The organism is Woronichinia naegeliana WA131, from assembly GCA_025370055.1.
GTDB lineage: Bacteria > Cyanobacteriota > Cyanobacteriia > Cyanobacteriales > Microcystaceae > Woronichinia > Woronichinia naegeliana.
Genome location: CP073041.1, coordinates 1145379 through 1157821 on the forward strand (window position 1 = coordinate 1145379; position 12443 = coordinate 1157821).

Annotated in this window: 13 protein-coding genes; 5 read left to right on the top strand and 8 right to left on the bottom strand. The window is 44.1% G+C overall.

The features are described from left to right. From KA717_06010 to KA717_06020, 3 genes are all read right to left on the bottom strand, one after another. Complete coding sequence (locus KA717_06010) at positions 1 to 1086, bottom strand: glucose-1-phosphate thymidylyltransferase (GenBank protein UXE62349.1); 1086 nt, start codon at positions 1084 to 1086, stop codon at positions 1 to 3. 27 nt (positions 1087 to 1113) lie between these two features. Beyond that, complete coding sequence (locus KA717_06015; GenBank protein UXE62350.1) at positions 1114 to 1260, bottom strand: hypothetical protein; 147 nt, start codon at positions 1258 to 1260, stop codon at positions 1114 to 1116. Between the two features lie 307 nt (positions 1261 to 1567). Further along, positions 1568 to 2200, bottom strand: coding sequence for a Crp/Fnr family transcriptional regulator (locus KA717_06020; protein UXE62351.1), 633 nt, complete (start codon positions 2198 to 2200; stop codon positions 1568 to 1570). Between the two features lie 190 nt (positions 2201 to 2390). Here KA717_06020 and KA717_06025 point away from each other — a divergent pair, with 190 nt between their 5' ends. Then, positions 2391 to 4154, top strand: coding sequence for an N-acetylmuramoyl-L-alanine amidase (locus KA717_06025; GenBank protein ID UXE62352.1), 1764 nt, complete (start codon positions 2391 to 2393; stop codon positions 4152 to 4154). Here KA717_06025 and KA717_06030 read toward each other — a convergent pair. Continuing rightward, positions 4151 to 4801, bottom strand: a complete 651-nt coding sequence (locus tag KA717_06030; GenBank protein ID UXE62353.1) for a phosphoribosylanthranilate isomerase — start codon at positions 4799 to 4801, stop codon at positions 4151 to 4153. The two genes, KA717_06025 and KA717_06030, sit on opposite strands and share 4 nt — an antisense overlap. Before the next feature lie 116 nt (positions 4802 to 4917). Here KA717_06030 and psaK point away from each other — a divergent pair, with 116 nt between their 5' ends. The 4 genes from psaK to KA717_06050 all read left to right on the top strand — a co-directional run bounded on the left by psaK (position 4918) and on the right by KA717_06050 (position 7351). After that, on the top strand, positions 4918 to 5190 hold the full coding sequence (gene psaK, locus KA717_06035) for a photosystem I reaction center subunit PsaK (GenBank protein UXE62354.1): 273 nt from the start codon (positions 4918 to 4920) through the stop codon (positions 5188 to 5190). 298 nt (positions 5191 to 5488) lie between these two features. Beyond that, complete coding sequence (locus KA717_06040; GenBank protein UXE62355.1) at positions 5489 to 5653, top strand: hypothetical protein; 165 nt, start codon at positions 5489 to 5491, stop codon at positions 5651 to 5653. A 70-nt stretch (positions 5654 to 5723) separates the two neighbouring features. Further along, positions 5724 to 7049: an IS4 family transposase gene (locus KA717_06045; protein ID UXE64565.1), complete on the top strand. Its 1326-nt coding sequence runs from the start codon at positions 5724 to 5726 to the stop codon at positions 7047 to 7049. A 5-nt stretch (positions 7050 to 7054) separates the two neighbouring features. Then, positions 7055 to 7351, top strand: coding sequence for an FHA domain-containing protein (locus KA717_06050; GenBank protein ID UXE64566.1), 297 nt, complete (start codon positions 7055 to 7057; stop codon positions 7349 to 7351). A gap of 6 nt (positions 7352 to 7357) precedes the next feature. Here the strand turns inward: KA717_06050 and KA717_06055 are convergent, their stop codons facing one another. From KA717_06055 to KA717_06070, 4 genes are all read right to left on the bottom strand, one after another. Further along, positions 7358 to 8176: a TlyA family RNA methyltransferase gene (locus tag KA717_06055; protein UXE62356.1), complete on the bottom strand. Its 819-nt coding sequence runs from the start codon at positions 8174 to 8176 to the stop codon at positions 7358 to 7360. A gap of 39 nt (positions 8177 to 8215) precedes the next feature. Beyond that, the gene (locus KA717_06060; GenBank protein UXE62357.1) at positions 8216 to 9271 is read right to left on the bottom strand and encodes a D-alanine--D-alanine ligase; all 1056 of its coding nucleotides are present in this window, start codon (positions 9269 to 9271) and stop codon (positions 8216 to 8218) included. A gap of 148 nt (positions 9272 to 9419) precedes the next feature. Beyond that, positions 9420 to 10790 carry a nicotinate phosphoribosyltransferase gene (locus KA717_06065; protein UXE62358.1) on the bottom strand — a complete coding sequence of 457 codons (1371 nt, stop codon included), beginning with the start codon at positions 10788 to 10790 and terminating at the stop codon, positions 9420 to 9422. Between the two features lie 339 nt (positions 10791 to 11129). Continuing rightward, complete coding sequence (locus KA717_06070) at positions 11130 to 12149, bottom strand: bifunctional nicotinamide-nucleotide adenylyltransferase/Nudix hydroxylase (protein UXE62359.1); 1020 nt, start codon at positions 12147 to 12149, stop codon at positions 11130 to 11132. Between the last annotated feature and the right edge of the window lie 294 nt (positions 12150 to 12443).

Here is a 12443-nt window from a genome sequence, read left to right on the forward strand (position 1 = left end):
TCAAACCTCAATTTGGGAGTCATCACCAATTAGAAATCGTAAGGCTTTGGGAAGCTGGGGGGCAACCGTTAATTTGGCCCGTTGACCAATCACACTATCGACAATCCGTTGCTGAATCCCTAAGATCTGAGCCTGTTGTAAAACCACACAATGTTCTAAATCAGCTTCTTGAAGTTTAACGCCATCGGCAATACTGGTATAGGGGCCAATAAACGTATTTTCAATGTGACAATCTTTACCGATAATCACCGGCCCACGAATAGTACTGTTAATGATTTGGGTATTGGCGGCGATCGCGACCCGTCCTGTAATTTGACTGGTTTCGTCGATCTGACCCTGAATTTGCTTTTCTAAGAGAGTATCGAGAATAATGCGATTGGCCTCTAAGAGATCATCTTTTTTCCCCGTATCTAGCCACCAACCCTGAAGTTGTCGCGCTTCAACCCGTTTTTGATCCGTCAGTAGAGCCTGGATCGCATCGGTGATTTCTAATTCTCCTCTAGGGGAAGGTTGAATGGCATCGATCGCCCCATGAATAGACGGTGCAAAAAAGTAGAGACCGACTAAGGCTAAATTAGAGGGAGGAACTTTCGGTTTTTCCACGAGGGCTAATACTCGACCTTGTTCATCCACCGTCGCCACCCCAAAAGCCGAGGGATTGGCAACCTTACGCAGTAGGATCAGGGCATCTAAATGATGTTGCTGGAATGTCTCTAAAAAGCCCTCTAAGCTGTCCTGAATGAGGTTATCCCCTAAATACATGACAAAGGGAGAATCCCCTAAAAAGGGTCGGGCAATTTTCACCGCATGAGCCAATCCCGCCGCCTGCTCCTGCAAAATATAGGTAATCTTCGCCCCAAAGCGATCGCCATTTCCCGTTTTAGCTTGAACTTCTTGACCTGTCTCAGGACTGATAATAATACCAATATCGGTAATACCCGCCGCCACAATGGACTGAATTCCATACCAAAGAATCGGCTGATTAGCCACCGGAACTAGTTGCTTGGCCCCTGTATAGGTAAGAGGACGCAAGCGAGTGCCTTTACCACCGGAAAGGATCAGTGCCTTCATAAGGTCTGCGAGCATATTGAATATTTCCCCATCGTAGCGGTTTCAGACCATCCTTGTCACCCAAGTCTTTAAATGGCGATTAGGGGGATCGAAATTAATAATGGCAATAACCTTATTACCGGTGGTACTGGCGTAGATAGTCTTACTGGTGGTACTGGCAATGACACAATTAGTGGTATGGCGGGTCATCGGAACGGCTGCTATCCAACAGCAAAAATAAATTTGGAACGATTTTGCGTCGTTTCAGCGATCACTCCAATTGTTAAGAATTGTACAACCCTCTTGTTATAAGGCTTTTTATGTCATGAAACCCTAAATTTAGAATTGTTGGCTATCCAAGGAACTGGTCAGTTTATCTATAACAGTAGTCTAGGGAAACTCCTATTTGATGCGGATGGTACGGGTGTAGGGGCGGCTGTTCAGATTGCCTTTTTTACAGTCAAGCCTGTTTTGACCACATCTTGCTTTACTGTTATTGCCTAAAGCCCTCTTCTTACTACAGCTTTGGGTGAATAACTAAATGACGATCGCCGTCAAAACTAATACGACCTTTAATTTGCAGATCTCCCAGGAGGCGAGTAATGGTTACTCTTGTTGTTCCAATGGCATTTGCCAACATCTGATGGGTGAGTCGTACTGATATACGGATTCCCTCTGCGATCGGTTGGCCCATTTCCTGGGAAAGGAGTTTCAGTAATTCCTCTAGACGTTCATCCACCCGTTTTAAGCCGGCGATCGCCAAGAGGGTTTCGGTTTGATGCAGACGACGCACCACTTGAGTTAATACCCATTGAGAGAGTTTGGGGGTCGCTTCAATCTCGGCAATAGGATACCAACGCAAATAAACGTCTGATAGAGCCTTCGCCTGATAGGTTTCCAACTGGGAAAGACTTAACCATAATCCAAAAAAGGTTGACGGATGTGACCACCCCAACAAAATTTCATCCCCATTGATTGACAACTGACTCATTTGCACAATGCCACGATACACCTGCCATAGCCCTTCTGCGCTTAAGGGAATGCTGTCACCTCTGTCATAAAAATGGAGCCGACGGTTTTCTAAACCATCCTGGGCCAGGAGAGAATCAGAGGGAGAATAGGTCAGCATAGGGGAAGGGACACTGGGCAAGGGAACTTTTGTAACCCAGCATACTTAACCAAGGTAAACCTTTGGTAATCAAAATATTAAATCTTCTCCCTATCTCCCCATCTCCCCATCTCCCCATCTCCCCAGTCCTCCCCCAAAGAGATCGCTTCAAGTTAAACTAAAACCCAATGATCGTGTGGTTTTCTGCGTAAGGACGTGGTTAAGAAAAGAAATGTTTAAAGGGTTTGCACTTATTCCCCTCAGTCTGGTTTTACTTAGTACCCAGGCAGGTGTCGTGATGGCCCAACCGGAAAAAGCTCTTTTTTTAGCCTATCCCCCCGATCAACATCAAACCACTGCCAACCAAATTTTTCTGATCGGTTCTGCCCAACCCGATGCCCCCGTCTTGATTAATCAGCAACCCATTGAGCAAAGTCCCTCTGGTTATTTCGCTGCGATTATACCGCTACAGTTAGGGACAAATCAAATTACGCTGCGCTACAAAAATCAAGAGATAAAACGCACGATTATTCGTAATAGCAATACTCCCACGCTGCCGAATGTTCTGGGCTTTGCTCCCAATTCCCTTGTACCCAATCGCAATATTAGTCGCCTTCCCCAGGAACCCATTTGTTTTAGTGCAGTGGCCCCTAACCCCGCGACAGTAACGGTACAATTAGGCGGGCAAACCATTAATCTCCAGCCCCAGGATAAAACGGTTCAATTACCTCCCAACAATGCAGTTTTAAATGGCAATAATCAGCCTATTATTGCACCTGTCACCCAATATCAAGGTTGCGCCAGATTTTCGCAATTGGGGAATTTGGGCAAGCCCACTTTTCAACTGCAAGTCAATGAGCAGATGACTACGGCCACAAGTGACGGTACGGTGACGATTCTTGACCCGAATCAATTGGCGGCGATCGCGGTGACGGCAGATCCAGGGGTTGCTCGAACCGGCCCCACGACCGATCATTCTCGTTTAACCCCTTTGCCCCAGGGAACCCAAGCCAGTGTGAATGGAACCGAGGGAGAATGGTTGCGATTAGATTATGGAGCCTGGATTAACAGTGCAGAAACTAAAGTCTTAGCGGGCCAAGCCCCCCCTCAAAGTCTGATTCGCAGCATTAATTATCGTCCTTTGCCCACTGCAACTGAAATTATTTTTCCTCTTCAAGTTCCTGTTCCCATTACCGTTAAACAGGAAGATGATCAATTAAGTTTAATCCTTTATAATACAACTGCCCAAACCGACACGATTCGCCTGGATAATGATCCCATTATTGAGCGTTTAGACTGGCAACAAATTCAACCGAATCAAATTAAATATACCTTTCATTTTAAATCGAAACAACAATGGGGCTATGATTTGCGCTATGAGGGAACGAGTTTAATTCTTTCTCTGCGTTACCCACCAACTTTGAGTCAAGATCCCCAATCTCTTCAGGGTGTTAGCATTTTGTTAGATCCAGGTCATGGCGGTCAAGAACCGGGCGCGATCGGCCCGAATGGTTATCCAGAGAAGGCAATTAATCTTTTGATTGCTCAAAAATTAGCTCCTTTATTGCGGCAACGGGGAGCAACGGTCTATCTTACGCGGGAAACGGATCAGGATGTGTCTTTGCAGGAACGGGTGAGACAAATTAATACCCTCAAACCGGCGATCGCGGTTTCTATTCACTATAATTCATTGCCCGATGGCGGTAATCCAATTAAAACAAAGGGATTGAGTGCGTTTTGGTATCAACCCCAAGCCGAAAATTTAGCAACTTTTTTACAAACCTATTTAGTCAAAAAACTGAATCGTCCTTCCTACGGTATCTATTGGAATAATTTGGCTTTGGCTCGTCCCCATACCACCCCTTCTGTATTATTAGAATTAGGTTTTATGATTAATCCCCAGGAGTTTGAATGGGTGACAAATTCCCAGGAGCAAGATAAATTGGTTAGGGCTTTAGCTGATGGTATTACTGCCTGGTTTCATCAGCCGTCCTAAGGCCAAATTCCCTGAAGTTTTTCCAAAAGTAGTTTGACTTTTTCTAGATCCTTATCGGCCGGCGATCGCTCTACTCCACTGGAAAGATCAATCCCATCAGGGTTTAGATAACTTAAGGCTATTAAAACATTCTCTGGGGTTAACCCCCCCGCCAATAGCCAGGGAATAGGGGCGCGAAAGTGGCTTAAGCTATCCCAGGGCAAGGTTTGACCAGTACCGCCCAATTGTTGGGGATGGTAAGCATCCAGTAACAAGGTATCTACTACGGTAAAATAATTCTCTGCTTGAACTAATGCGGCTGCATTTTCAATTCGTAAGGCTTTGATGATTTCCTGTTGGGGCATGGCCCTTTTAACGGCTTGGCAAAACTCAGGAGGTTCCAGCCCATGCAGTTGAATCCCTATTAAACCGGTGTCTCTCACCACTTGCTCAATCATTGCCAAACTGCTATTGGCAAATACTCCAATACTTTCGATGCCTGGGGGTAAAATCGCTAAAACTTGACTGATCTGATCTGGCGTAACATAGCGGGGAGAACTGGGGACACAGATAAAACCCAGGGTCTTAATTCCTAAAGCGGCGATCGCTTTTCCCTGCTCTGGCTGACGAATACCACAGATTTTTACCCTTTCTAGCTGGCGATCCATGCTTTGACCATACCCTAAATGTTAAGTATTCAAACGAAATTTCATTTCTGGGGTAATAGATTTTTATAATCCTTAGTGTTTGTTACAAAGTTTATCAACTCAGGATAATGAGCTTCATGAATAACCTGTTTTTAATCTTAGCCCAAACCACTCCAACCACGACCAGTTGGAATCTATCGGTTGGCATTATCATGTCATTGTGCAATGTTTTTGCCTTTATCATTGGCTATTTTGCCATTCAAAAGACTGGCCAAGGCCAAGGACTCCCCCTACCCCAATTGGCCTCGAAAAAGACCTTTGGTTTGCCTGAACTACTCGCAACCATGAGTTTTGGCCATATTCTGGGGGCAGGAATAGTACTAGGATTGTCCAGTGGCGGTATTCTCTAAGGGGAAATATTCACCCTAAGAACGGGAGGAGCGGACTGAAAAGAGGGCTACTCCTCCTTGGTAAACCTTAGATCAGGTCAAATCAAGAGATTTAGAATTAACAGCAAAAATAAATTTGGAACGGTTTTGCGTCGTTTCAGCGATCACTGTCATTGTTAAGAATTGTACAACCCTCTTGTTATAAGGCTTTTTATGTCATGAAACCCTAAATTTAGAATTACTGTAGAATTAAAGACTTTAAACTTCAAAGAAAAAGTAAGATTATAATAAGATACTCTTTTTTGCAAATCTAATGTCGGTGATTACTCTGACTTTATTGCTTCCGGGCAAAACTGTTCCTGTCCAAAGTTGGACGTTTGAAACCGAGTCGGTGGTTCGGGTTGGACGGGCCGCAGACAGTGATGTGGTTCTCTACAGTCATTGGTGTCAACTTAAGCCAAAATGCCTACTCACAAAAGATTAGCCTAAAAGCAGGCGGAAGTAAGAGTAGGCTGAAAAAAAGGTTAGTATATAAAAAAGTGAGCAAAAAACAAATGGCAAGACAACATCCTCGGAGAAAAGGAAACCCAGACTTACGTCGTAAGACAAATCAGCCAGGGGTAGAAATCCCTGAAATAACAAAAGAGTTGTTTGAATTACTAGAACCCACAATGTTTACACCATTAAAATATTTACAGGGAACTCATGAGAAAATGATGAGAGATAGGGTATTAAATTTACCAGTAATGGTGGCATTAGTGTTAAGTATAGTGTATCGTCAAATAGCGGGTATAAGTGAAGCGGTAAGACTGTTAGAGGAAGAGGGATTGCTATGGGTAGCATCATTAAAAGTAAGCAAACAGGCAGTATCAAAAAGAATGATGAATGTGCCAGCCGAAATATTTGCAATATTACTAAAAGGAGTGTTAGAAAAAGCAGCCGAAAAAGGGAAGAAGCTCCAAGTAGGAGAAAAATGGGAAAAAATAAGAGAAAAGTTTAGTGCAGTGTGGATAGCAGATGGCTCAACGCTAGAGCAGATAAGGAAAAATATGAAAATAAGTAAAGAAGAAAAGAGTAAATTGGGGGGTAAAATAATGATGGTAGTGGAAGCCTTTACCCAAAGACCCGTTACTTTATGGTACACAGAAAATGATAAATCAAATGATAAAATATGGTGTGAAGAATTGGCAGCTAAATTACCAGAAAATGGTTTAATTCTTGTAGATATGGGATTTTTTAGCTTTGTGTGGTTTGATTTGTTAACAGAAGCTAAAAAGTTTTTTCTAACCAGATTTAGAGCGGGTACATCTTACAAAACCAAACAAGTATTGTCTCAAGGTAGTCATTACAGAGATGAGATTATCATTATGGGAAATTACCGTTCTAATCCTTGCAAGCATCCGGTGAGATTAGTCTCAGTATTATGGGGAACAATCTGGTATCAGTATTTAACAAATGTGTTGTCTCCCGAACAACTGTCCGCCGAAGAGGTCTGTGATTTATATCGAAGACGATGGACAATCGAAGAAGCCTTTTTATTAACGAAAAGACTTTTAGGACTAGCCTATTTATGGGTAGGGAATAAGAATGGTGTCCAAATCCAGATTATTTGCACTTTGATTTTCTATACGGTCTTAAATCAATTGGTAGGGGAAGTGGCGATTGCTCTAAATCAACCGAAAGAAAAAATCTCAGTAGAGATGGTGTTTCGGAGTCTATACTATGTAGCGAAGGCTATTGCTAGAGGAGAAAAGCCTGATACAGTAACCTATCTGGCTGAACGTGCTAAGTTATTTGGTTTGGTCAAAGCTGAGAGAAAGCGACATCGAGAAAAGGCCGCTCTCAATCAACAAATTTGGGAACCCATTCCTTTAAGTTGACACGGATGCTCTACAGTGCGGTGGTTTCTCGTCACCATCTTGAAATTCGACAGGTTGAGGCAGGATGGGAAGTGGTGAACCTGGGGGCCAATGGAGCCTATATTAATGGAGAAGCGATCGCCAAAATTACGGTACAAGATGGCATGATTATCCGTCTGGCCAGTTCTGTCCCAAAAATTCAAATTCATATCGAGCCACAGGTTGCTCCCACAAAACAAAAAACGATGAAATTGCAGCCGCCTCAGCCCACAACACCCATTGAGGCTTCTCATGATCCGACCAAAGAAACGGTCGTCAATTAAGCACAATCAGTTTTTTCGTCCTAGTTGAATGAGAGAGGTCTGGGTTAGTTCTCTAATCGTTTCTAAAGCGGGGGTAGGAGTCGTTAATCCCATTTTTAACCAGAGCAAATATTCAATATTGCCGGCCGGGCCAGGTAGGGGGGAGGCAGTCAGGCCGCCAAAATGCCAACCAAATTGTTGAGCCGTTAATAAAACTTTGGCGATCGCCTCGGCTTGATCCTGAGCATTACGAACCACCCCATTTTTACCCACCTTGGCTCGCCCAACCTCAAATTGCGGCTTAATCAGTAAGACCACTTCTCTAGGGGGAATCAGTAGTTGCCAGAGAGGTTCCAATACCTGGGTGAGAGAAATAAAGGAAAGATCCATCACCCCAAAATCTGCCGGAGTTTGCTCTCCATAGAGTTTTTCCAGGGTTAAATGACGAAAATTAGTTCTTTCTTTAAGAATGACTCGCGGATCCTGTCTTAATTTCCAAGCGACTTGTCCATAGCCCACATCGACTCCATAGACCTGGGCTGCTCCAGCTTGCAGTAAACAGTCGGTAAAGCCCCCCGTTGAAATGCCGCCATCTAGACAAATGCGATCGCGGACAGTGATGGGAAATGCCTGGAGAGCCTGGGCTAGTTTTTCCCCACCGCGTGACACATAGGGAGGTTTTTCGGCGATTTCTAAGGTGGCAGTGAGATCAATTTCAGTCCCTGGTTTATCAATGATTTGTTGATTGACCCTAACTTCCCCTGCCCGAATTAACCGTTGCGCGATCGCCCGTGATTCACAGAGATGACGGTCAACGAGGAGGAGATCGAGGCGTTGTTTAGGCAAAGTAGTGAGACTGGGAGAGGGGGAGACTGGGGGAGAGAGTTAGGCGCGTTCTAGGGCGAGTTGGATGAGGCGATCGACTAATTCGGGGAAAGCAATGCCACTGGCCAACCAGAGTTGGGGATACATACTGAAAGCTGTAAAGCCTGGTAGGGTATTAATTTCGTTGATCACTAAATTGCCACTGTCTTCCTGATAGAAAAAGTCGATTCGACTTAAGCCCGCCGCATCTACCGCCTTAAAGGCTTTAATGGCCATTGCTTGGATTTGACTCACGATTTGCTCTGGTAACTGAGCCGGAATATGAAGTTGAGCGCGACCATCGGTATATTTGGTCTCGTAGTCATAAAAGTCGCTGTCGTAGGTAATTTCGCCAATGACGGAAGCTTGGGGCTGATCGTTGCCTAAAATGGCACATTCCACTTCTCGAATATTGGCAATACCGGCTTCGACGATAATACGACGGTCATAGCTGGCGGCACTGTCCAGGGCGGCTTCTAATTCACTGCGCGAACGAACTTTGGCAATGCCCACAGAAGATCCTAAATTGGCTGGTTTTACAAAGCAGGGATAACCGAGTTTTTCTTCAATTTGATCACATAATTCGGGAAAAACACAAGGATTTGACCAAATTTCGCTCCGTTCCACGGCCACATAATCCACCTGGGGCAAACCGGCTTGAGCAAAGGCCATTTTCATCGCTAACTTATCCATGCCCACACAGGAACCAAGAACATTACTACCGACAAAGGGAACTTGCATCAGGGAGAGTAGGCCTTGAATGGTTCCATCTTCACCGTTTGGGCCATGGAGAATGGGAAACCACACATCTATCTCGGCAACAGGGGCTGGAAATTGCCAAAGGTTAGCACGTTGAATGTCTTGATCGGCAAGGGGTTTGCCTGTGTTTAGGATCTGAGCCGCGATCGCGGGTTCTGTCCAAGCCCCATTTTTCTGAATATAAAAAGGAATGACTTCGTACTTACTCAGATTTTCTGCCTGTTGAAGGGCCTGTTGGATAGTCCGTGCTGAATTAATCGAGACTTCATGTTCTCCAGAACGTCCACCAAAGAGCAAGCCAACCCGTAACTTTGTCATTCTAATGTTCCCAGTCCTTACAGAAATATACAGAAATATGGATTGGCAGTGAACTTTTTTAGAGTCAACACCATCACTTTGAAGCTTAGGGTATCACAAAAATTTAGCCTTTCTGCTCAATAGTTCGGATTTCGGGATGAGTTGCTGTTTAAGCGTTGGTTGGCCAGGCGCGTTGACGAATCGTTTCTAGGGATTGCTCATGTACTAATTGTCCATCTTCATAGACCACTTGCAATAAATCCTCCGCAGAAGCCGCCACCGTTTGATAACCTAACTCGGTTTTAATCAGGGCTAATCGTCCTTGTTTGCTGGTTTTGCCAGGGTCAGTAATGGGGTCTTTATAAACCGTGATCGCCTTGCCAGCAACGGTGACTTCACTACATTTCATGGCAAATTTTTGGGTATCTCGATTCAGTTTTTGCAATAAGGCTCCTCCCATACCAAAAGCTAAATTAGTGGTACTAAATCCAAGGCTTTCCGTTCTTTTTAAAATGGCGGTAATACTGTCTTCATCCACGCCATCCCCCTGAATAACGCGCACAGCATTTAAGACTCGATAGCCTTTTGGATTGATGGTACTGCCAAAACGCGCCTCTAATTTTTCGAGGGTTTTAGCCACAATTTCGACGGGATCGCCCGAATCTGGCCGAATCACCAGAGTTGCGCCCGAATCAATCACCTGTTGTCGCAGGCGATCGCCCCATAAGTTATCAATGGCATTCCAGAGATCATAGGAATCAGAAACGACTGCTAAAACAGAACCAGGTTTGGCAAACTGAGTCAGCATATTTTGATAGGCCAAAACTTCACCTTCCTTTCCCCAGGCGGTAATCGTGGAATGTTCGGCGGCGGGAATCGAGTAGGCAGCCAGGGGACAATGATAATACTTTTGACTGTAAACCAAAGCTTGCACGGTATCGGAACCTTGAAAATTGACCAGGTGAGCCAGTCCCCCAATGCCCGAAGATTCGCAACTGGAAACCCCCCGCGCCCCAAAATCGTGGAGTTTGAAATTAATTTCCGTATTGGGATCATCGGCAGTACGCTCTAAGGATTCATAAATTCGCTTTTTCAAATGCCAACTTTGGGTGGCGACGGTAATCGGATACCAGACCCGCATTAATAGGGTTTCGAGCCAGGAAGCTAACCAAAAAACTTTTGGATCGGTGGATTCTACGGTCATTAAAACATTATGAACAGGGATAACCGAGCCTTCGGGAACGGCTTTAATGCGTACAGGTAAATGACCGTTTAAATCTTCGGCAATATATCGCCAACCGTCATAATTAAAGGGTAAACCGTGAGCAGTTAAAAGCGTATTCGCTTCTTCTACCATCCATGGTTCTATGGGTTGGCAAAGATAGCGTTTTAAAATATATTGCAGTCCAAAAAAGACGGTGACAGGATATTTTCCACCACGACTTTCGACATAGGAATACATAGCCGTTGTTTCGGGTGGATACTGTAACCAATGGCTCACTTTGTAGGAGTCAATATCGAGAATTAAATTGGTATTCATGGTGACTAATTTAGTTTTGTTAATTGTTGCTGTAAGTTTGATCCCCCTAAATCCCCCTTAAAAAGGGGGACTTGGAAGGACTTGATTTTGTTGATTGTTGCTGTGAGTTTGATCCCCCTAAATCCCCCTTAAAAAGGGGGACTTGGAAGACTTGATTTTCTAGGGAGTTTTTGAGCTTGATTCCCCTAAATTCCTTTTAAAAAAGAGAACTTGAAAGACTTAATTTTTAGAGAGTTTTTACGCTAAAATATTTCAGAATTAGAACTTATTGAGATAAAGTTTGATCCCTAAATATTAAATATTCTCCCCCCTTTTTAAGGGGGGCTGGGGGGGATCAACCTAAACTTTGCTGACAAAATGCTGAATGATTTGGAAATGATCTTCGTAGATTTGCTCTTCTTGGGCATAAAGATCCGCTAAGGACATCCACCAGGCTTTTTGGGCATCATCCCCACCTTTCACCGCAGGTAATTCTCCCCCTTGCAATTGAATAAAATAGGCGTGAGTTATTGTTCTCCCACGCAGCGATCGCCCTGGAGCATCAAACACATGACTTTCCACAATGGAACCGCGTAAAACGGGCAAAGGAACTTTAAGACGGGTTTCTTCTTTTAACTCCCGTAACATTCCTTCAATCAGGGTTTCATCTTGTTGGATAAAGCCCCCAGGCAAAGCAATTAACCCCAGACCTGGTTTGGCTTTACGCCGTACCACTAACACATGACCCGCTTGCACTACTACGGCATCCGTTGTTACAAAAGTCGGGGGATAGGGAGCCGTTGCCCAAGCCTGTTTATAAGCTTGTAAAAATTGATATTCATCACAAAGAGCGGTGTAACGTTCACTCTTTTGAAAGGTTTGTAAATAGTGGGCGATCGCCTGGGGAATTTTATCGAGATAATCGGTTTCTTTGCCCTCAAAATAGGCGGCTCGAATTTGGGTAGAGTTTAAGTCTTGATAGTGACCTGTTTCTAAATAATCCCATTGGGGAAAGAGATTTAAATAATAGGAAGAAGCATCTTTACGATGACCTAAAATAACAACGGAATTACTGCCTTCGGTAATTTCTAAAACCTGTTGTTGAACGGCGGCTAACCACAAATTATCGCTATAGAGCCAATCCCGAACGGTGAGAAAATGAATCTGTTGCAAGGTTTCGGGGGTTAAACAATTCTGAATCATCGCAATCCGTTCCTGCGATCGCCAGGGGTTACGGGTATCTGCCGCCACACGATGACTGCCTAAAATGAGGATGACTTGCTCGGCTTTTTCGAGGGCAAGGTTAAGGGTGCGTAAGTGACCTAAATGGAAGGGTTGGAACCGACCGATGTAGATTCCGTATTGATATTGGGTTTTCATACCAGACTCCCTGGATGGTTAACATCCTCTCTCCGAGGATTGATTTAATTATAGTGGTTTTTACCAAAATATGTCAAGGGATAAGAAATGTAAATTTTTGTTACGATGTTAGTTTAAGTCGAAAAAAGGCAAGTATGATGCCGTCATTATGGTTAACTGTTCCGTCTAACTTTTTTTTGAGGTGTTATGCAGACGTTTTCAGTATATCGCTCTGATTTGGTAGTGTTATACAGAAAGTTTCCGTATAATGTTCCTCTCAGGGGTAATATATCGAAAGTCTCCGTACAATCGGCA

Excerpts from the sequence above, each read along its gene's own strand:
- KA717_06045 (UXE64565.1), top strand. The coding sequence starts at position 5,724 with ATGGCAAGACAACATCCTCGGAGAAAAGGAAACCCAGACTTACGTCGT.
- psaK (UXE62354.1), top strand. The coding sequence starts at position 4,918 with ATGAATAACCTGTTTTTAATCTTAGCCCAAACCACTCCAACCACGACC.
- KA717_06010 (UXE62349.1), bottom strand. The coding sequence starts at position 1,086 with ATGCTCGCAGACCTTATGAAGGCACTGATCCTTTCCGGTGGTAAAGGC.
- KA717_06015 (UXE62350.1), bottom strand. The coding sequence starts at position 1,260 with ATGACCCGCCATACCACTAATTGTGTCATTGCCAGTACCACCAGTAAG.
- KA717_06070 (UXE62359.1), bottom strand. The coding sequence starts at position 12,149 with ATGAAAACCCAATATCAATACGGAATCTACATCGGTCGGTTCCAACCC.
- KA717_06030 (UXE62353.1), bottom strand. The coding sequence starts at position 4,801 with ATGGATCGCCAGCTAGAAAGGGTAAAAATCTGTGGTATTCGTCAGCCA.
- KA717_06060 (UXE62357.1), bottom strand. The coding sequence starts at position 9,271 with ATGACAAAGTTACGGGTTGGCTTGCTCTTTGGTGGACGTTCTGGAGAA.
- KA717_06065 (UXE62358.1), bottom strand. The coding sequence starts at position 10,790 with ATGAATACCAATTTAATTCTCGATATTGACTCCTACAAAGTGAGCCAT.
- KA717_06050 (UXE64566.1), top strand. The coding sequence starts at position 7,055 with ATGCTCTACAGTGCGGTGGTTTCTCGTCACCATCTTGAAATTCGACAG.
- KA717_06025 (UXE62352.1), top strand. The coding sequence starts at position 2,391 with ATGTTTAAAGGGTTTGCACTTATTCCCCTCAGTCTGGTTTTACTTAGT.